The following is a 19,654-nucleotide window of genomic DNA, read 5'->3' as shown; positions in this document are numbered from 1 at the left end:
ATTTTCATAGAGAGAAACTTGAAAAGATCGGAGCAATCCGGTCTTTTTGTGGAGGACAGTAAATGAATTTAAATCAATTAGATATTATCGTGTCAGATGTTCCCCAAGTCTGTGCTGAATTAGAGTGTATCTTGGATAAAAAGGCGGACTATGTTGATAACAGTTTTGCTCAGTTCACGATTGGCAGTCATTGTCTAATGTTGTCCCAAAATCATTTGATTCCTTTGGAAGATTTTCAGTCAGGTATCATTCTTCACATTGAGATTGAGGATCTAGAGCAGAATTACCAACGTTTAAAAGAGAGAGGTGTCGAGATTTTACACGGTCCTTGTGAAACGGATTGGGGAACAGAGTCCTTATTAGTTAAAGGTCCTGCTGGTCTAGTGCTTGATTTTTATCGTATGAAATAAGGGGCTTAGTCATTTGAAGATAACCTTAACTATTCTTAAAACAGAATGTGAGAATATGAACTATTGAAAGATCGGAGCAATCCGGTTTTTTTTCTGTTATGCGATTTTCAGTCCGTCTCGTTCCATTAGGTGCGAGACAAAAAACCACCCGCTGACGGGTGGTTATGATTTCTACACTTATTGTTTGGCTTCCTGTTTTAATTGTTGCACCTGTTCCTTGTACTGGAGAAGCTCCTTGTCTTTTTTATGGATAGTCGTTTCTGCTTCAGCAATGCGGCTTTTCAGCTCTTGAGTCTTGCCATGGTGATAGCTAAAACCAATAGCACTACCAACAATGATCCCGATTACTAGACAAGTAAAAATCACCAAAATCAAGGGAGCAGATAGTTGTGTAAAGACAAGACTGACAGTTACTGTTTGACGATTGAGCAGACCAAAGGAGATCACAATGACTAATAAGATCAAACCGCCAATTAGATAAGCCTTATCTTTCAGTGACAATTCATTAAATTTTTTTAGCATAAGTTCCTTTTCTCCTGACTATGTTGATAGAAAATTACACACCATTTAGGTATTAACAAAATTCATTTTACTAGAAAATTTCGATACTGTCAATAATTTCTAACAGCTTATTTACCATCAATCGATTCATTGAAAAGGAGTATTCATTTTCTAATATTTGATTGACTAAACAGATCGGAGCAATCCAGTCTTTTTTCTGTTCCCTCTTTCTTCTCACAAGATTGTGATAGTTTACATCTTTATAACAAAAGCTTCAAAGTCTTGATTGTTTTGAAAGAAGATTATAAAATAAGATTCAGTAAAAATGAAATAGGTTTTGAAAATAACTGAAAAACAAATGAAAATGTTAGGTTGGGTAGCGACCTTTATGTCTGTTATGATGTATATGTCTTACTTCCCACAAATCATGGACAATCTGGCTGGTCAAAAAGGAAATTTCATTGAGCCCTTGGTTGCAGCGATCAACTGTAGTCTATGGGTCTACTACGGTCTTTTCAAAAAAGAAAGAGATATCCCCCTTGCAGCAGCGAATGCACCAGGTATTATTTTTGGCCTAGTAACCGCTATCACAGCTTTGATTTAAAAGGAACAGAGGAGACTAGTTTTCAGTCTTCTTTTTTTGTTTCCGGGGAGGCTATTTGCTTTTTCGAGAGGATAATTTTTTAAAAAACAATCTGATCAACTTAAATAGTAGAATAGTATCAGTATGTCACAGTATTTTATAAGAAAAGGTTTCAGAATGAGCTATAATATAAGTAAATGAACAAGCAAATAAGAAAGTTGAGTAGACTTATGACCGAAAAACTGACTTTTCCGGATGGTTTCGGCTGGAACAGGCGAAATGAACAAGCGCTATGGCTTTATCTATGTGGATCGAGATAACGCAGGAAATGGGACTCTCAAACGTAGCAAGAAGAAATCCTTCTACTGGTACAAGGATGTCATTGCCAGCAATGGTGCAAGCATTGAGTAGAGCACATTTGTTCACTATTTTTATAAAATCTTCTCCCTAATTTATAAGATGTGAAAAAGAGTTCAATTCGAACTCTTTTTTTGCTATAATGAGGGGAGAAAAATCAGACAGGAGATTGACATGTCAGAACCGTTATTTTTACAATCAGTTATGCAAGAAAAAATCTGGGGTGGAACCAAGCTACGTGATGAGTTTAGCTACGATATTCCAAGTGAAAAAATCGGAGAATACTGGGCCATCTCAGCCCATCCAAATGGAGTCTCTAAAGTTGCCAATGGTCGCTTTGAAGGAACAGACCTAGCTACTTTGTATGCAGAGCACCGTGAATTGTTTGGCAATCGTCCAGAGCCTGTATTTCCACTCTTGACCAAAATCCTTGATGCCAATGACTGGCTCAGCGTCCAAGTCCATCCAGACGATGCCTATGGACTAGAGCATGAAGGCGAACTCGGAAAAACAGAATGTTGGTACATCATTGCAGCAGATGAAGGTTCAGAGATTATTTACGGTCACAATGCCAAGTCAAAAGAAGAACTCCGTCAGCAAATTGAAGATAAAAACTGGGATGCCTTGCTGACAAAGGTTCCTGTTAAGGCTGGAGATTTCTTCTATGTACCAAGTGGAACTATGCATGCTATCGGTGCAGGTATCTTAATTCTTGAAACGCAACAGTCTAGTGATACCACCTACCGAGTTTATGACTTTGACCGTAAGGATGATAATGGCAACTTGCGTGAACTTCACCTAGAAAAATCAATCGATGTTTTGAATATTGGTGATCCTGCTAACAGCCGTCCTGTGACTGTCAAAGCAGATGATTTGCGTTCAACTTTACTTGTCTCTAATGATTTCTTTGCAGTTTACAAGTGGGAAATCACAGGAAAAGTTGAATTTGAGAAGACAGCTGATTACAGCTTGTTGAGTGTCTTGGCTGGTCAAGGGAAACTGACTGTAGACGGAAAAGACTATCCAATCCAAAAAGGTAGCCACTTTATCTTGCCGAGTGATGTTGAAGCTTGGACCTTGGAAGGGCAAGGTCTAGAATTGATTGTTAGCCATCCATAAAAAGAAAAGACTTGAGAGATATTCTCAAGTCCTTTTTTGTATTTACATAAATTGGGCGATAAAGACCACGATGATGATAATTGGAATGATGAAACGAAGAAGGAAAAGCCAGACTTGGAAAAGTCCTTGTTTCCAAGGTGTTTCATCAAGATGAAGTTCCTCCATTGCTAGTGTTTTCTTGAAAATATAGCCTGTAAAAAGGGACAAGCAGAGAGCACCGAAAGGCATGAGGAGGTTGGAAACCAAGAAATCCATGGCGTCAAAGAAGGTCTTTCCAAAGATATGGACATCAGCCATCACACCATAGGATAGGGCCGAAGGGATACCAAAGACAAAAGTCAATACACCTAAAATCATACTCCACTTAGCACGCTTACGATTGTCTTGGTTGGTGATATTTCCAACGTTGATCTCAAGCATAACGACTGAGGAAGTTATCGTCGCAAAGAGGAAAAGCAAAAGAAAGAGAATATAGAAAATCGTACCAAAAGGCATATTGTCAAAGAGTTGCGGCAAGACAATAAAGAGGAGACTTGGTCCACCTTCAGATTGGATATTAAAGGCTGACATAGCAGGGAAAATCGCAAGTCCCGCCATGATAGAAACTGAAATGTTCAAGGCTACGATGGAAATTCCTGATTGGACCAGCTTTGTCTTCTTGTCTAGGTAGGAAGCGTAAGTCAACATGGCTGTAACTCCAAGGGATAGAGCAAAGAAAGATTGACCCAGTGCATAGAGAAGTCCAGCACTTGTTAGTTTTGAAAAGTCAGGTTTGAGGAAGTAAACGACGCCTTCCATAGCATTTGGCAAGCTAAGAGAACGCCCGATAATAACAATAAAGATGATAAAAAGTAGGGGCATCATAACCTTAGATGCTCTTTCAATACCTTTTTGAACGCCGTGTGATACGATGAAAATATTGAGGAAGATAAAGGCTGCTTGGGCTCCTAAAGCAATAACTGGATTAGAAATGATGGAAGAGAATTGCTGGGCATAATCTCCATTTCCGATTAGGTGGAATAATCTTCCAATCTCGATACCAAGGTATACCAGAATCCAACCTCCAATGACACTATAAAATGAGAGAAGGATGAAAAGAGCAAAGGCACCAATCCAACCAATAAAGTTGTACTTTTGATTGTTTCCAAGTTTGCCAAAGGTTTTGATTGCTGACACGCCAGCGCTTCGACCAAGGGCAAACTCAGCCAGTAGAAGAGGGAAACCAATCAATAGTGTCGAGATTAGAAAGACCAGTAAAAATCCACCACCACCATTAGCAGCAGTCATGTAAGGGAACTTCCAAACTGCTCCAAGACCAATTGCAGAACCAGCAGATGCAAGGATGAAACCCAGTTTTGAGCCCCATTGCGATTTTTCAGACATCGTTAAAACTCCAATCTATTTTTAAAATAAGAAAAGGCTACTTGAGTTGTCAAATAGCCCTCTCTCAATTGCTCTTTAAGAGCCTTTTATTTGATTGATAGACTTGATTATCCTATCATGTTTTCTGAAGCCTGTCAAGAAAGCGATTTTCAAGTTTTCATAAAAAATATGATAAAATACTTGACTCTACCCTAAGGTAAGGGGATATACTATTCATGTGAGGAGGAAATCATGTACCATATCAAAGAAGCTGCGCAACTTTCAGGTGTCTCCGTCAAGACCCTCTACCATTATGATAAGATAGGACTCTTGGTCCCCTTAAAGTCAGAAAATGGCTATCGAACCTATAGTCAAGAGGATTTAGAACGACTTCAGGTTATCCTCTATTACAAGTATCTAGGCTTTTCTTTAGAAAAAATAGCAGAGTTATTGAAGGAAGATACGACAGATATATTGTCACATTTAACTAGACAGTTGGATTATTTAACCCAGGAGAGGCAACATCTGGATACCTTAATTTCAACCTTACAAAAAACCATTCAAGAACAAAAAGGAGAAATAAAAATGACCGTTCAAGAAAAATTCACTGGATTTAGCTACCAAGACAATCAAAAATACCACCAAGAGGCGGTAGACAAGTATGGCCAAGAAGTCATGGATCAAGCCCTTGATCGTCAAAAAGGACGAGAGGATGAGGTTGCATCAGCCTTTAATCAAGTCTTTCAAGCCTTGGCTCAAAATCTCAAAGCTGGTCTGCCGATAACAGAATCTGAAAATCAAGAGGAAGCAGCCAAGCTCTTACAAGCTATTCGTACTTATGGATTTGACTGCTCTATCGAGGTCTTCGGTTATATCGGCCAAGGCTATGTCTATAATCCAGAGTTCAAGGAAAACATTGACAAATTTGGGCCAGGAACAGCTCAATACACTTCAGATGTTATTGCCCACTATGTTAGAACTCAGACAAAATAAAAATCGGCGGAGTAATCTCTGCCGATTTCTTACTTTAAAGTTTAATCATAATGCAGACTTCCTGCCACCCAGCCAGTACAGAGGGCAGAAGTGATGTTAAAGCCACCTGTGTGGGCGTTGATATCCAGCACCTCCCCAGCAAAGTGAAGTCCAGGAACCAATTTACTTTCCAGTGTTTTAGGATTGATTTCCTTGAGACTGACACCTCCTTTGGTAACAAAGGATTTAGCCAAGGACATCTTGCCAGTTACAGGGATTTTGAGAGATTTGATAGACTGGACAAGTTGCTCACGTTCCTTTTCAGTTAGCTGTTTGACTTTTTCAGGATATCCTTGGACAAAGAATTCTGCCAAGCGTTCTGGCAACAAAGATTTCAAGGCATTTTTTAAGGATTTTTCACGGTTTTCTTCTAGAAAATTTACTAAGTCGCCTTCAGAAAGTTGTGGCAAGACATCTAAAGATAGGATTTCGCCACCCTTGACAAAGCTTGACATACGAAGAGCAGCGGGACCAGATAAACCAAAGTGGGTAAAGAGCAGATCATGAGTAATGACGTGCTTGCCATAACTGAGGGTCACATCATCTAGGGAAATCCCCTGCAAAGCCTTGTGCGGAAAATCTGTCAATAAGGGACTTTCAGCAGCCTCAAGTTCGGTAATGGTGTGTTTGAAATGACGGGCAATCTCGTGACCAAAACCAGTCGAACCAGTAGAAGGATAAGACTTACCACCTGTTGTGACAATGAGTTTATCACAAGTAAAGGTCTGGTCTGCGGACTTAAGGACAAACTGGTCGTCTATCTTTTTAACAGAAACAATCTCTGTTTGAGTAGCAATTTGCCCACCAAGTTCAATGATTTTCTTTTCCAAGGCTTCGATAATGGTTCGCGATTTATCGCTGGCTGGGAAGACACGGCCGTGGTCTTCTACCTTGAGTTTGACTCCATTCTCCGTAAAAAAGTTAATGATATCATGGTTATCAAACTGGGAGAAGACACTGTAAAGAAATCGCCCATTTCCAGGTATTCCAGCTAGTAGGTCATCTAGAGTTCCGTTGTTAGTTACATTGCAACGACCACCGCCGGTTCCAGCTAATTTTTTCCCGAGTTTCCGATTTTTTTCGATGAGAAGTGTTTTCTGCCCGTAAAAGCTACTGGAAATCGTAGCCATCATACCAGCAGGGCCACCTCCGATGACAATAGTATCAAAATGTTTCATAAGAGTATTGTACCATAAAAAAACAAGAGATGATTAGACATCTCTTGTCAGATTCATTAGTTGATTTCGTATCCCATGAGGAGCCCGCCTTCTTCCGCATAGAAACTGCAGAGTCCAGAAGTTGGGATGATTCTAATGTCAGCTTGTGGGTATTTTTCTCGTAAGAGCTCTGAGAGCTGTTGGCAGAATTTTTCATTACTGCGGTGAGCCATGACGATACGCCCACCAGCGTAGCCAGCTTTGATTAACTCTTCATAAGCAGCCTGAAGGGACTTTTTAGCACCACGAGCTTTTTGGAGGAGTTCTAAGGTTCCGGTTTCGCTTGCTTCCCCAACCATACGAATATTGAGGAGCCCGACAACTGTACCGATAAGCTTACTTAATCGACCGTTTTTAACCAGGTTATCCACTTTAGCAAGAACGAACAACAACTTCGTTTTTGCTTGGTAAGTAGTAATAACTTCAACCACTTCTTCAAAAGAAAGTCCTTGGTTGATCAAGTCATTGATCTTTTCAACGATTAGGTCAACTTCCCCACCAGCTGATAAGCTATCGATGACATGAATTTGAGTATCAGGGTGTTCTTCGAGATAGATATTCTTAGCTAATTGAGCACTATTGTGGCTACCAGAGAGAGTTCCAGTGATAGTCACTACAAAAATATGTTTGGCACCTTCGAATGCTCGTAAGTAATCATCAGGACTAGGGCAGGCTGATTTTGAAGCTTCAGAAGTCGCATACATAGTTTCCATCATCTTATCGATATCCAGATTGGCATCATCGACAAAGACTTGATCTGCTACCTGAATCTTTAAGGGAACACTGACAAATTCAGTATCAAAAGCAAGGTTTTCCAGCTGGCGATAATCACAACCAGAGTCAGCTACAATCTTCCAAGTCATAGAAATTCTCCATCTTTATCACTTATACATTGACAAAGGTTCTGTCTTTTTTTACAATTATATCATGAAAGCCCTTGAAACAAAAGTAGTACCTCTCTGTTGTCACAAGTAGAAAGAAATTGTTATGTCTGAACGTAAAATATCTGAAAAATCGCTTGAAAACCTTAGAAAATCAAATCAAGAATCTAATTTGCTAACCAGAGAAGCGATTGAAACAGCTCTTTTGCAACTCTTGGAGAAAAAGGAGTTGGCTAAGATTAGCATTTCTGAGTTAGTCAAGCGTGCTGGCGTTTCTCGTGCAGCTTTTTATCGAAACTATGATTCAAAAGAAGAGATTTTAGAAAGTGTCTTTAAACGTAGCGTCCATAACATCATGGAGCAATTGAGTCATTACGATGTTAAAACAGACCTTTATCTCGTATGGGTTCACCTCTTTAGAGAAGCCAAGAAAGAAGCCAAAGTTATTCAGCTTGCCCTAGACTATCACTTAGAAAAAATCTTTGTGCAAGCCATGCAAGAATTTCTAGAAAAATACTATGGGAAATCAAAAGGTGTCAGTTCTTACCTGCATTCTTTTTGGAGTTCGGCCATCGTATCGGTCTTGCTTAAATGGATCAAGGATGGGATGAAGGTTCCTGCTGAAAAAATCGCAGATCTACGCCTGCCATTTTTTAAAAAATAAAACATGAGGAGAAATGCTATGACAGAAAAAAGACTAGCTTGGGATGAGTATTTTGCTGCTCAAGCCTTATTGATTGCCAATCGCTCAACCTGTAAACGTGCCAAGGTAGGAGCTGTTTTAGTCAAGGATAACAAGGTTATTTCAACAGGCTATAATGGTTCTGTATCAGGAACAGAGCATTGTATAGATCATGACTGTCTGGTGATTGAAGGCCACTGTGTCCGCACTCTTCATGCAGAGGTAAATGCTATACTGCAAGGAGCCGAACGTGGAGTTCCTAAAGGCTTTACAGCTTACGTTACTCATTTTCCATGCCTCAACTGTACAAAACAACTGCTTCAGGTAGGTTGTGAGCGTGTTGTTTATATCAACCAATACCGTATGGATGACTATGCCCAACACCTTTATCAAGAAAAGGGAACAGAATTAACTCACCTACCACTTGAAACAGTGCAGGCAGCTCTCCAAGAGGCTCACCTAATCTAGAAATTATAAAAAAATAAATGGTTTAGAAAGCTTTTTAAACCATTTTTTGATATAATAAGAAGAATAAATTGAAAGAAGGAATTCTGAAAATGGGAAAACTTGAAGTTATTAATCATCCACTGATTCAACACAAATTATCAATCTTGCGTCGCACTGACACTTCTACAAAAGCTTTTCGTGAACTAGTAGACGAGATTGCAATGTTGATGGGATATGAAGTGCTTCGTGATCTTCCACTTGAAGATGTAGAAATCGAAACACCGATCACAAAAACAGTTCAAAAACAGTTGGCTGGTAAAAAATTGGCGATTGTCCCAATCTTGCGTGCAGGTATTGGTATGGTTGATGGACTATTGAGTTTGGTTCCAGCAGCAAAAGTTGGTCACATTGGTATGTACCGTGACGAAGAAACCCTTCAACCAGTAGAATACTTGGTAAAATTACCTGAAGATATTGACCAACGTCAAATTTTTGTAGTTGATCCTATGCTTGCAACAGGTGGATCAGCGATTTTGGCTGTTGACTCCCTTAAAAAACGTGGAGCTTCAAACATCAAGTTTGTCTGCCTTGTATCAGCTCCAGAAGGTGTGAAGGCACTTCAAGCAGCACACCCTGATGTAGAAATCTTTACAGCAGCTTTGGATGAACGCTTGAACGAACATGGTTACATCGTTCCAGGTCTTGGAGACGCTGGAGACCGGTTGTTCGGAACAAAATAAGATTCTAAAGTGATATTGAGACTAAAGCCTAGTCTTAGTTTTGAAAGGAGGTTGAATTTTTGTATCTGTTAGTAGGATAGAGCAAAAATTTGACCTTTTTTGACCAAGGATATATAATAATCCTATTAACAAAGAAATTAGAAATCAAAAGGAGAAATGAATGATTCCTGTAGTTATTGAACAAACAAGTCGTGGAGAACGCTCGTATGACATTTACTCACGTCTTCTTAAGGACCGCATTATCATGTTGACTGGACCAGTCGAAGACAATATGGCAAACTCAGTTATCGCCCAATTGCTTTTCTTGGATGCCCAAGATAGTACAAAAGATATTTACCTTTATGTAAACACTCCTGGAGGTTCTGTATCAGCTGGTTTGGCAATCGTTGATACTATGAACTTTATCAAGGCAGATGTCCAAACTATCGTTATGGGAATGGCAGCCTCAATGGGGACTGTCATTGCATCAAGTGGAGCAAAGGGTAAACGTTTCATGCTTCCAAATGCAGAATACATGATTCACCAACCAATGGGTGGTACAGGTGGTGGTACTCAGCAGACTGATATGGCCATCGCTGCTGAACACTTACTTAAAACTCGTAAGACTTTGGAGCAAATCCTAGCAGATAATTCTGGCAAATCTGTTGAGCAAATCCATAAAGATGCTGAACGTGATTACTGGATGAGCGCTCAAGAAACTCTTGACTACGGTTTTATTGACGAAATTATGGCTAATAATTCTTTGAATTAAACTACTAAAGCAAGCTCGACTGAGCTTGTTTTTTTTGATATAATAGAAGGAAGATTGTAAGAAGGAAGTTGAATTATGTTTCAAAAAGAGAATCGGTCTGGTCTGATTATCTATTTATACTATAATCGCGATGCTAAAAAACTCGCAAATTATGGTGATATTTGTTACCACTCAAAAAAACATCGTTACCTACAACTTTATGTTCCAACAGAGGAAGTAGAAGAGCTGGTAAATCGTTTAGGAAAAGAGAAATTTATCAAGAAAGTGAGAGTTTGTCATATCCAAGAATTGGAAACTCCTTTCGTTGGGAACCTATATAAAACTAGCGAAAACGTTATCATTTAAAAAGTGAGAGAAACTTGTTGACAATTTTCTGATAATTCGGTATATTCTTAACATGTAATTTAAATTGAACATTAAAAGGAGATAAACATGAAGAAAAAATTTGCATTGTCACTTGTAGCTCTTGCAAGTACAGCTCTTTTAGCAGCTTGTGGGGAAGTGAAGTCAGGAGCTTCAAACACAACAGGTAATCCAATTGATGAAAAAGTTGTAAAAATTGGTTTCAACTTCGAAGAAACTGGTGCTGTAGCATCTTATGGTACTTCTGAGCAAAAGGGTGCTCAACTTGCAGTTGATGAAATCAACGCAGCAGGTGGTATCGATGGAAAACAAATCGAAGTAGTCGACAAAGATAACAAATCTGAAACTGCTGAAGCTGCTTCTGTTTCAACAAACCTTGTGACTCAATCTAAGGTAGCAGCTATCGTAGGACCTGCGACTTCAGGTGCGACTGCAGCAGCAGTAGCAAATGCTACACAAGCTGGAGTTCCATTGATTTCTCCAAGTGCTACTCAAGATGGTTTGACAAAAGGTCAAGATTTCCTCTTCATCGGAACATTCCAAGATAGTTTCCAAGGAAAAATCATCTCAAACTACGTTTCAAACAAATTGAACGCTAAGAAAGTGGTCTTGTATACAGATAACTCAAGTGACTACGCTAAAGGTATTGCAAAATCTTTCCGTGATTCATTCACAGGTGAAATCGTAGCAGACGAAACATTTGTATCAGGTGATACAGACTTCCAAGCAGCTTTGACAAAAATCAAAGATAAAGAATTTGATGCAATCGTATTACCAGGTTACTACACAGAAGCTGGTAAGATTGTAAACCAAGCTCGTGGTATGGGAATTGATAAGCCAATCATCGGTGGTGACGGATTTAACGGTGCAGAATTTGTTCAACAAGCAACTGCTGAACGCGCATCAAATATCTACTTCATCTCTGGATTCTCAACTACTGTTGATGTTTCAGATAAAGCAAAAGCCTTCCTTGAAGCTTATCGTGCAAAATATAACGAAGATCCTTCAACATTTGCAGCTCTTGCTTATGACTCAGTTTACCTTGTAGCTAATGCAGCAAAAGGTGCAAAAACTTCAGTTGATATCAAGAACAATCTTGCTAAAACACAAAACTTCGAAGGTGTTACAGGTCAAACAAGCTTTGATGCAGATCATAACACTGTGAAAACAGCCTTCATGATGACCATGAATAATGGTAAAGTAGATGCGGCAGAAGTCGTAAAACCTTAATTTTATAGATATCGTAAATGGGGAATGAGCTTTTACTCACTCCCTGTTTCGGTGTTTATAAAGGGATTATTTTTATAAAATCCTAAAAATAAAACTTAGAAAGAGTGAACCATATGCTTCAACAACTTGTCAATGGTTTAATCTTGGGTAGTGTCTATGCCTTGCTAGCCCTGGGTTATACTATGGTTTATGGAATTATCAAGCTTATTAACTTTGCCCATGGTGATATCTATATGATGGGTGCTTTCATGGGTTATTTCTTGATTAATGCCCTCCATTTAAATTTCTTTTTAGCCTTAATTTTGTCCATGATTGGTTCAGCTATTCTCGGCGTAATCATCGAGTTTCTAGCTTACCGTCCACTCCGTCATTCAACTCGTATCTCTGTATTGATTACTGCTATCGGGGTATCCTTCTTGCTTGAGTATGGAATGGTCTATCTAGTAGGTGCCAATACACGTGCCTTTCCTCAAGCAATCCAAACAGTTCGTTATGACTTGGGTCCAATCAGTCTAACAAATATTCAATTGTTGATTTTGACAGTTTCGATTGTCTTGATGATTCTTTTGCAACTCATCGTGCAAAAAACAAAAATGGGGAAAGCCATGCGTGCCGTATCTGTAGATAGTGATGCAGCTCAATTGATGGGGATCAACGTAAACCGTACAATCAGTTTCACCTTTGCCTTAGGTTCAGCTCTTGCTGGTGCAGCAGGTGTCTTGATTGCCCTTTACTACAACTCTCTTGAACCATTGATGGGAATGACTCCGGGTATTAAATCATTCGTGGCTGCCGTTTTAGGTGGTATCGGTATTATTCCTGGTGCAGCTCTTGGAGGTTTTGTAATCGGACTATTGGAAACTTTTGCAACAGCTTTCGGAATGTCAGATTTCCGTGATGCTATCGTGTACGGAATCTTGCTATTGATCTTGATTGTTCGTCCAGCTGGTATCCTTGGGAAGAATGTGAAAGAGAAGGTGTAAACAATGAAAGAAAATTTAAAAGTTAATATTCTCTGGTTGCTCCTTTTGTTGCTTGGATATGGTGTGATTAGCTTATTAGTTTCGTTTGGTATTTTAAACCTTTTCCATATTCAGATTCTAGAACAAATTGGTATCAATATTATTCTTGCAGTAGGACTTAACCTTATCGTTGGTTTCTCTGGTCAATTTTCTCTTGGACATGCTGGATTCATGGCTATCGGTGCCTATGCAGCAGCCATTATTGGTTCTAAATATCCAACTTATGGTGCCTTTTTTGGAGCTATGTTGCTTGGTGCTATCATTGCTGGTTTGGTTGCCTTGGTCGTTGGAATTCCTACCCTTCGTTTGAAGGGGGACTACCTTGCAGTTGCGACACTTGGTGTTGCTGAAATTATCCGTATCCTAATCGTCAATGGTGGTGATTTAACAAACGGAGCTGCTGGTATCCTTGGTATTCCAAACTTTACTAATTGGCAAATGGTATACATTTTTGCCGTGATTACGACAATTGCAACGCTGAATTTCCTTCGTAGTCCAATCGGTCGTTTAACCTTGTCTGTTCGTGAAGATGAAATTGCAGCTGAATCTGTCGGGGTCAATACAACAAAAATCAAAATTATCGCATTTGTATTTGGAGCTATGACTGCAAGTATTGCAGGTTCCCTTCAAGCAGGATTTATCGGTTCTGTTGTGCCAAAAGATTATAGCTTTATCAACTCTATCAACGTTTTAATTATCGTTGTATTTGGTGGCTTGGGATCAATTACAGGAGCAATTGTCGCTGCGATTGTTCTTGGTATTTTGAATATGTTCCTTCAAGACGTAGCTAGCGTTCGTATGATTATCTATGCTTTGGCCTTGGTACTTGTTATGATCTTCAGACCAGGAGGCCTTCTAGGAACATGGGAATTGAGCCTATCAAGACTCTTTAAAAAAGGTAAGAAGGAGGGACAAAACTAATGGCATTACTTGAAGTAAAACAGTTAACCAAGCATTTTGGTGGTCTGACTGCTGTTGGAGATGTAACTCTAGAATTGAACGAAGGTGAACTTGTTGGCCTGATTGGACCGAATGGTGCTGGGAAAACAACTCTCTTCAACTTGCTGACAGGAGTTTATGAACCTAGCGAAGGAACAGTAACCTTGGATGGTCACTTGTTAAATGGCAAGCAACCCTATAAAATTGCTGCTCTTGGCTTAGGGCGTACCTTCCAAAACATCCGCCTCTTTAAAGACTTGACAGTTTTGGATAACGTTCTTATTGCATTTAGTAACCATCACAAACAACATGTTTTTGCAAGTTTCTTGCGTTTACCAGCTTTTTATAAGAATGAAAAGGAATTAAAATCCAAAGCCTTAGAATTACTAAAAATCTTTGATTTAGATGGTGATGCTGAAACCTTAGCTAAAAACTTAGCCTATGGCCAACAACGTCGTTTGGAAATTGTTCGTGCCCTTGCTACAGAACCTAAAATCCTCTTCTTGGATGAGCCTGCAGCAGGTATGAACCCACAAGAAACTGCAGAATTGACTGAGTTGATCCGTCGCATCAAGGATGAATTCAAGATTACTATCATGCTGATTGAACATGATATGAACTTGGTCATGGAAGTCACTGAACGTATCTACGTACTAGAGTACGGTCGTTTGATTGCTCATGGGACACCAGATGAAATCAAGAGCAATAAACGTGTTATCGAAGCTTATCTTGGAGGTGAAGCCTAATGTCTATGTTAAAAGTTGAAAACCTCTCAGTTCACTACGGTATGATTCAAGCTGTACGTGATGTGAGCTTTGAAGTCAATGAAGGGGAAGTTGTTTCTCTTATCGGTGCTAACGGTGCTGGTAAAACAACCATCCTTCGTACTCTTTCAGGACTTGTGCGTCCAAGTGCTGGTAAGATTGAATTTTTGGGACAAGAAATCCAAAAGATGCCTGCACAAAAAATTGTGGCATCAGGACTTTCTCAAGTACCAGAAGGGCGTCACGTTTTCTCCGGTTTGACTGTTATGGAAAACTTGGAGATGGGAGCCTTTCTTAAGAAAAATCGTGAAGAGAATCAAGCAAATTTGAAAAAAGTCTTCTCTCGTTTCCCTCGTTTGGAAGAACGTAAAAATCAAGATGCGGCTACTCTATCTGGTGGTGAACAGCAGATGCTTGCCATGGGACGTGCACTCATGTCAACGCCTAAACTACTTTTATTAGATGAACCATCAATGGGGCTTGCGCCAATCTTTATCCAAGAAATTTTTGATATCATCCAAGATATTCAAAAACAAGGAACAACCGTTCTCTTAATTGAGCAAAATGCTAATAAAGCACTTGCCATCGCTGACCGAGGATATGTTCTTGAAACAGGAAAGATTGTCCTATCAGGAACAGGAAAAGAACTCGCAGCATCAGACGAAGTCAGAAAAGCATATCTAGGTGGCTAAAACAATCCAGTGGATTGTTTTAGTCGGCGGATAAAAATTGCGTCAGCAATTAATATCTAGTCTAGGGGATTGTTTTAATCGGCGGATAAAGATTGCAAAGCAATCATACAATCTACATAAGTATAAGATTAAGGGCTCTAAGTTGAGCTCTTTTTCGTAAAGTCCTTCAGATTTTTCTGAATCTTGAAAAAGAAATGAAAGCGTTTGATAGCTTTCCGTAAAAAGTGTATAATAAAACTATAAACATAAAGGAGATTTCCTATGGCAGTTAAAGATTTTATGACACGCAAGGTCGTTTATATCAGTCCTGATACAACTGTTGCACACGCAGCAGATTTGATGCGCGAACAAGGCTTGCACCGTCTCCCTGTTATTGAGAATGATAAATTAGTAGGCTTGGTAACAGAAGGGACAATCGCTGAAGCTAGTCCTTCAAAAGCGACTAGTCTTTCAATCTTCGAGATGAATTATCTGCTTAATAAGACAAAAGTAAAAGACGTCATGATTCGAGATGTTGTTACTGTCTCAGGCTATGCAAGTTTAGAAGATGCAACTTATCTCATGCTTAAAAATAAGATTGGTATTTTGCCAGTTGTTGACAACGGACAATTGTATGGAGTCATTACAGATCGTGATGTATTCAGTGCCTTTCTTGAAATCGCTGGATATGGTGAAGAAGGAATCCGTGTTCGTTTTATCACTGAAAATGAAGTTGGAGTTTTAGGTAAGATTGTTTCTTTAATCGTTGAGGAAAATCTTAATATCTCTCATACAGTTAATATTCCACGTAAGGATGGTAAGATCGTTATTGAAGTACAAATTGAGGGAAGCATTGATCTTTCATCGTTGAAAAAGAAATTCGAGGATGAAAATATTCTCGTGGATGAAATTACAAAAACTTCTGCAAAAAAACTCTAAAAAGAAAAATATAACTTACTTTAAGCTTGCGAAAAAAACTTTTTTCTAGTATAATAGTTTATTGTGAGCAAACCTCACTTACCCCATGCAATGACTTGGGGTCATTAGACCAAAAGGAGGAACATATCAATGGCTAAATACGAAATTCTTTATATCATTCGTCCAAACATTGAAGAAGAAGCGAAAAACGCTTTGGTAGCACGTTTTGACTCTATCTTGACTGACAACGGTGCAACTGTTGTTGAATCAAAAGATTGGGAAAAACGTCGTCTTGCATACGAAATCCAAGATTTCCGTGAAGGACTTTACCACATCGTTAACGTTGAAGCAAACGATGACGCAGCTCTTAAAGAGTTTGACCGTCTTTCAAAAATCAACGCTGACATTCTTCGTCACATGATCGTCAAACTTGACGCGTAAGAAGGTAGATTATGATTAACAATGTTGTACTTGTAGGGCGTATGACACGTGACGCTGAGTTACGTTATACCCCATCAAATGTAGCAGTTGCGACTTTTACTCTTGCAGTAAACCGTACATTCAAGAGTCAAAATGGCGAACGTGAGGCTGATTTTATCAATGTCGTTATGTGGCGCCAACAGGCTGAAAATCTTGCTAACTGGGCTAAAAAAGGCTCTCTTGTCGGTATTACAGGTCGTATTCAGACTCGTAGTTACGATAACCAGCAAGGACAACGTGTCTACGTGACAGAAGTCGTAGCTGAGAATTTCCAAATGTTGGAAAGCCGTAGTGCTCGTGAAGGACAAAGTGGTGGAGCTTATTCTGCACCAACTGCTAGTCATGCAGCACCTACAAATTCAGTACCTGACTTTTCACGTGATGAAAATCCATTTGGATCAACCAATCCTTTGGATATTTCAGATGATGATTTACCATTCTAATGGACAATTAATACTATAAAGGAGAAAAAACATGGCTCAACAACGTCGTGGCGGATTCAAACGCCGTAAAAAAGTTGATTACATCGCAGCAAACAAAATTGAATATGTTGATTACAAAGATACTGAGCTTCTTAGCCGTTTCGTTTCAGAACGTGGGAAAATCCTTCCACGTCGTGTAACTGGAACTTCAGCTAAAAACCAACGTAAAGTAACAACAGCTATCAAACGCGCTCGCGTAATGGCTTTGATGCCTTTCGTAAACGAAGATTAAAGAAAAGACCCTTACGGGTCTTTTTTTCACGAGATAGTTTTTTTCTGACCTTGGCGTGCTATAATGGTAATAGAAAGAGTAAAGGTGGGTAAGTCAAAGATGAATTGTACGATTAGAAATATGATTAAGTCTGATATTGAATCCTTATCTCATGGATTTATGAATCAAGGTTGGCCTGGTAGAGAGGAAATTTTGGCTAGATATTTTCTGGAACAGGAAAGTGGGGAGAGAGAAGTCTTAGTTGCAGAGATTGATGGTGTTGTAGCGGGCTACGTTACCATTTTGCCCTCTGCTAAACATGGTCCTTTTGCAGAAGTCTATCCAGAATTATCAGATTTTAATGTGTTTGAGCCTTTTCGAAATCAAGGGATTGGGAATCAACTGCTAGAAGAAGCAGAAAAACGAGTCAAGTTTGTTTCGAGTAAGGTCACTCTTGGTGTAGGTTTGCACTTAGGCTATGGCCCTGCCCAGAGATTGTATATCAGACGGGGCTACATTCCAGATGGGACAGGTGTCTGGTATCGAAATCAACCCTTGGAAATGAATGCAACTAGCCAAAATAATGATGATTTGGTTTTGTATCTAGTAAAGGAATTCGGATAAGAGACAAGGATTTTATTGGGGATGTGGGATTTCTCTACTTTATGGTATAATGGAAAGAGTGAATTGAAGGAGGTATTATAATGGATGCCAAGTTAAGATACAAGGCTAAGAAAACTAAAATTATCTTTTTTGATATAGATGATACTTTACGAAATTCAAAGACTGGCTTTATTCCAAGCACTATTCCAACAGCCTTTAAACAATTACGTGATAAAGGAATTTTGACAGGAATTGCGACTGGACGTGGAATTTTTGGTGTCGTCCCAGAGATTAAAGCCCTCAAACCTGATTTCTTTGTAACCTTGAATGGTGCTTATATTGAGGACAAAAAGGGCAATGTCATTTATAGTAACAAAATTGCTAAAGATAAGGTTGAGGAATATATTACTTGGACCAAAGAAGTTGGGATTGATTATGGTTTGGTGGGAAGCCATGCTGCTAAACTATCAAGACGAACAGAGATGATTAGCCAGGCGATAGACCCGATTTATCCTGATTTAGAGGTGGACCCTGATTTTTACCAAAAAGAAGATATTTATCAGATGTGGACCTTTGAGGACCAGGGAGATGACCTGAGATTGCCTGATGCTTTAGCATCGACTTTGCGTATGGTACGCTGGCATGAACATTCGTCAGATGTGGTGCCGATTTCCGGTTCTAAGGCAGCTGGAGTTGCCAAAGTGGTAGACCAATTAGGTTTAAAACCTGAAAACGTGATGGTTTTTGGGGACGGACTTAACGATTTAGAACTCTTTGATTATGCAGGCATTAGTGTCGCTATGGGTGTTTCTCATGAAAAAATCAAAGAAAAAGCAGATTATATTACAAAAACATTAGAAGAAGATGGCATCTTTGATGCCTTAGAAGGATTTGGTATGGTAGAAAAAGAATTACATTTTCCACAAGTAGACATTGAAACAGTAGAAGGTCCAATTGCGACTATTAAGACAAATCATGGGGATATGCGTATCAAACTTTTCCCTGATTACGCACCAAAAACAGTAGCCAACTTTATTGCTCTGTCAAAAGATGGTTACTATGACGGTGTGATTTTCCACCGTATTATTAAAGATTTTATGATTCAAGGTGGAGACCCAACTGGAACCGGTATGGGTGGAGAGTCTATCTATGGAGAATCTTTTGAGGATGAGTTTTCAGAAGAACTTTACAATGTCCGCGGAGCCCTTTCTATGGCTAATGCTGGGCCAAATACAAATGGTAGCCAGTTCTTTATCGTGCAGAATCAACACTTGCCATATTCTAAGAAAGAAATTGCTCGTGGTGGTTGGCCAGAGCCAATTGCGGAGATTTATGCAGAACAAGGTGGAACTCCTCACCTAGACCGTCGTCATACTGTATTCGGTCAACTTGCGGATGAAGCTTCTTATGAAGTTCTGGATGCAATTGCAGGTGTCGAAACAGGTGCAATGGACAAGCCAGTTGAAGATGTCGTAATTGAAACTATTGAAATTGAGGACTAAAATGAAAATCGGTGATAAGCTAAATGGCCGTATTACTGGGATTCAGCCCTATGGAGCTTTTGTTGAGTTAGAAACAGGAGTGACAGGCCTGATTCATATTTCGGAGATTCGGACAGGATTTATCGAGAATATTTACGAGGTTTTAAAAATCGGTGATGAAGTCCAGGTGCAAGTAGTAGATTTTGACGAATATACAGGGAAGGCTAGCCTTTCCATTCGTACCTTGGAAGAAGAAAAACATCAACTTCCTAGACGGAGACGTTTTTCGAATGATCGCATCAAACATGGATTCGCGCCGCTTGGTCGCATGATGCCTGTTTGGACACGAGAAGCCTTGAAACATTTAAAGAAAAACAGTAATTGATATCCCTCAAATCATTGTGATGT

The 19,654-nt window shown here is 39.4% G+C and carries 25 protein-coding genes and 1 pseudogene; 22 read left to right on the top strand and 4 right to left on the bottom strand.

Annotated elements, in window-relative coordinates:
* The first annotated feature begins 62 nt into the window (after window positions 1-62).
* Window positions 63-410, top strand: a complete 348-nt coding sequence (locus tag AB2B47_RS06090; protein WP_320693862.1) for a VOC family protein — start codon at window positions 63-65, stop codon at window positions 408-410.
* A gap of 177 nt (window positions 411-587) precedes the next feature.
* On the opposite strand, the gene AB2B47_RS06085 is transcribed toward AB2B47_RS06090, so the two are convergent.
* Window positions 588-932: a LapA family protein gene (locus tag AB2B47_RS06085; RefSeq protein WP_049503129.1), complete on the bottom strand. Its 345-nt coding sequence runs from the start codon at window positions 930-932 to the stop codon at window positions 588-590.
* Between the two features lie 322 nt (window positions 933-1,254).
* Between AB2B47_RS06085 and AB2B47_RS06080 the strand changes: the two genes are divergently transcribed.
* From AB2B47_RS06080 to manA, 3 genes and pseudogenes are all read left to right on the top strand, one after another.
* On the top strand, window positions 1,255-1,515 hold the full coding sequence (locus AB2B47_RS06080) for a SemiSWEET family transporter (protein WP_025170330.1): 261 nt from the start codon (window positions 1,255-1,257) through the stop codon (window positions 1,513-1,515).
* Window positions 1,516-1,749: 234 nt separating this feature from the next.
* Window positions 1,750-1,905 (top strand): annotated as a pseudogene (locus AB2B47_RS06075) (family 1 glycosylhydrolase); the annotation flags it as partial.
* Between the two features lie 120 nt (window positions 1,906-2,025).
* The gene (manA, locus tag AB2B47_RS06070) at window positions 2,026-2,970 is read left to right on the top strand and encodes a mannose-6-phosphate isomerase, class I (RefSeq protein WP_006151625.1); all 945 of its coding nucleotides are present in this window, start codon (window positions 2,026-2,028) and stop codon (window positions 2,968-2,970) included.
* Between the two features lie 42 nt (window positions 2,971-3,012).
* On the opposite strand, the gene AB2B47_RS06065 is transcribed toward manA, so the two are convergent.
* Complete coding sequence (locus AB2B47_RS06065; protein WP_006151745.1) at window positions 3,013-4,353, bottom strand: sodium-dependent transporter; 1,341 nt, start codon at window positions 4,351-4,353, stop codon at window positions 3,013-3,015.
* A 231-nt stretch (window positions 4,354-4,584) separates the two neighbouring features.
* On the opposite strand from AB2B47_RS06065, the gene AB2B47_RS06060 reads away from it, so the two are divergent.
* Window positions 4,585-5,325 carry a MerR family transcriptional regulator gene (locus AB2B47_RS06060; protein WP_006151506.1) on the top strand — a complete coding sequence of 247 codons (741 nt, stop codon included), beginning with the start codon at window positions 4,585-4,587 and terminating at the stop codon, window positions 5,323-5,325.
* 41 nt (window positions 5,326-5,366) lie between these two features.
* On the opposite strand, the gene AB2B47_RS06055 is transcribed toward AB2B47_RS06060, so the two are convergent.
* The gene (locus AB2B47_RS06055) at window positions 5,367-6,542 is read right to left on the bottom strand and encodes a BaiN/RdsA family NAD(P)/FAD-dependent oxidoreductase (RefSeq protein WP_320693861.1); all 1,176 of its coding nucleotides are present in this window, start codon (window positions 6,540-6,542) and stop codon (window positions 5,367-5,369) included.
* A 56-nt stretch (window positions 6,543-6,598) separates the two neighbouring features.
* Window positions 6,599-7,444 (bottom strand): DegV family protein, encoded by an 846-nt coding sequence (locus AB2B47_RS06050; RefSeq protein ID WP_006151684.1) that lies wholly within the window; start codon window positions 7,442-7,444, stop codon window positions 6,599-6,601.
* A gap of 124 nt (window positions 7,445-7,568) precedes the next feature.
* Between AB2B47_RS06050 and AB2B47_RS06045 the strand changes: the two genes are divergently transcribed.
* From AB2B47_RS06045 to AB2B47_RS05965, 17 genes are all read left to right on the top strand, one after another.
* On the top strand, window positions 7,569-8,126 hold the full coding sequence (locus tag AB2B47_RS06045) for a TetR/AcrR family transcriptional regulator (protein WP_004252362.1): 558 nt from the start codon (window positions 7,569-7,571) through the stop codon (window positions 8,124-8,126).
* 18 nt (window positions 8,127-8,144) lie between these two features.
* Window positions 8,145-8,612, top strand: coding sequence for a deoxycytidylate deaminase (locus AB2B47_RS06040; RefSeq protein ID WP_004252363.1), 468 nt, complete (start codon window positions 8,145-8,147; stop codon window positions 8,610-8,612).
* An 89-nt stretch (window positions 8,613-8,701) separates the two neighbouring features.
* On the top strand, window positions 8,702-9,331 hold the full coding sequence (gene upp / locus AB2B47_RS06035; RefSeq protein ID WP_004252365.1) for a uracil phosphoribosyltransferase: 630 nt from the start codon (window positions 8,702-8,704) through the stop codon (window positions 9,329-9,331).
* A 160-nt stretch (window positions 9,332-9,491) separates the two neighbouring features.
* Window positions 9,492-10,082, top strand: coding sequence for an ATP-dependent Clp protease proteolytic subunit ClpP (gene clpP, locus AB2B47_RS06030; RefSeq protein ID WP_004252366.1), 591 nt, complete (start codon window positions 9,492-9,494; stop codon window positions 10,080-10,082).
* A 75-nt stretch (window positions 10,083-10,157) separates the two neighbouring features.
* On the top strand, window positions 10,158-10,427 hold the full coding sequence (locus tag AB2B47_RS06025) for a YlbG family protein (RefSeq protein ID WP_004252368.1): 270 nt from the start codon (window positions 10,158-10,160) through the stop codon (window positions 10,425-10,427).
* An 87-nt stretch (window positions 10,428-10,514) separates the two neighbouring features.
* A complete protein-coding gene (locus tag AB2B47_RS06020) occupies window positions 10,515-11,675 on the top strand; it encodes an ABC transporter substrate-binding protein (RefSeq protein ID WP_006152153.1) in 1,161 nt (386 codons plus the stop codon).
* 113 nt (window positions 11,676-11,788) lie between these two features.
* The gene (locus AB2B47_RS06015) at window positions 11,789-12,658 is read left to right on the top strand and encodes a branched-chain amino acid ABC transporter permease (RefSeq protein ID WP_004252371.1); all 870 of its coding nucleotides are present in this window, start codon (window positions 11,789-11,791) and stop codon (window positions 12,656-12,658) included.
* 3 nt (window positions 12,659-12,661) lie between these two features.
* A complete protein-coding gene (locus AB2B47_RS06010; protein WP_320693860.1) occupies window positions 12,662-13,618 on the top strand; it encodes a branched-chain amino acid ABC transporter permease in 957 nt (318 codons plus the stop codon).
* Window positions 13,618-14,382: an ABC transporter ATP-binding protein gene (locus AB2B47_RS06005; RefSeq protein WP_320693859.1), complete on the top strand. Its 765-nt coding sequence runs from the start codon at window positions 13,618-13,620 to the stop codon at window positions 14,380-14,382. The genes AB2B47_RS06010 and AB2B47_RS06005 overlap by 1 nt, the downstream gene beginning before the upstream one ends.
* A complete protein-coding gene (locus AB2B47_RS06000) occupies window positions 14,382-15,092 on the top strand; it encodes an ABC transporter ATP-binding protein (protein ID WP_320693858.1) in 711 nt (236 codons plus the stop codon). The genes AB2B47_RS06005 and AB2B47_RS06000 overlap by 1 nt, the downstream gene beginning before the upstream one ends.
* A gap of 261 nt (window positions 15,093-15,353) precedes the next feature.
* The gene (locus AB2B47_RS05995; RefSeq protein ID WP_006148127.1) at window positions 15,354-16,010 is read left to right on the top strand and encodes a CBS domain-containing protein; all 657 of its coding nucleotides are present in this window, start codon (window positions 15,354-15,356) and stop codon (window positions 16,008-16,010) included.
* 129 nt (window positions 16,011-16,139) lie between these two features.
* Window positions 16,140-16,430: a 30S ribosomal protein S6 gene (gene rpsF / locus AB2B47_RS05990; protein WP_002896497.1), complete on the top strand. Its 291-nt coding sequence runs from the start codon at window positions 16,140-16,142 to the stop codon at window positions 16,428-16,430.
* An 11-nt stretch (window positions 16,431-16,441) separates the two neighbouring features.
* Window positions 16,442-16,912, top strand: coding sequence for a single-stranded DNA-binding protein (locus AB2B47_RS05985; protein WP_036755226.1), 471 nt, complete (start codon window positions 16,442-16,444; stop codon window positions 16,910-16,912).
* A 31-nt stretch (window positions 16,913-16,943) separates the two neighbouring features.
* A complete protein-coding gene (gene rpsR, locus AB2B47_RS05980) occupies window positions 16,944-17,183 on the top strand; it encodes a 30S ribosomal protein S18 (protein ID WP_000068664.1) in 240 nt (79 codons plus the stop codon).
* A 99-nt stretch (window positions 17,184-17,282) separates the two neighbouring features.
* Window positions 17,283-17,786 (top strand): GNAT family N-acetyltransferase, encoded by a 504-nt coding sequence (locus tag AB2B47_RS05975; RefSeq protein ID WP_006152325.1) that lies wholly within the window; start codon window positions 17,283-17,285, stop codon window positions 17,784-17,786.
* An 80-nt stretch (window positions 17,787-17,866) separates the two neighbouring features.
* Window positions 17,867-19,267, top strand: coding sequence for a bifunctional Cof-type HAD-IIB family hydrolase/peptidylprolyl isomerase (locus AB2B47_RS05970; RefSeq protein WP_006152117.1), 1,401 nt, complete (start codon window positions 17,867-17,869; stop codon window positions 19,265-19,267).
* A 1-nt stretch (window position 19,268) separates the two neighbouring features.
* A complete protein-coding gene (locus AB2B47_RS05965; RefSeq protein WP_025170331.1) occupies window positions 19,269-19,631 on the top strand; it encodes a S1 RNA-binding domain-containing protein in 363 nt (120 codons plus the stop codon).
* The last annotated feature ends 23 nt before the right edge of the window (window positions 19,632-19,654 follow it).

It is taken from the genome of Streptococcus wuxiensis (assembly GCF_040888245.1).
Taxonomy (GTDB): domain Bacteria; phylum Bacillota; class Bacilli; order Lactobacillales; family Streptococcaceae; genus Streptococcus; species Streptococcus wuxiensis.
Note: the sequence above shows the minus strand (reverse complement) of the source record. Positions and strands in the feature narration are given on the sequence as shown.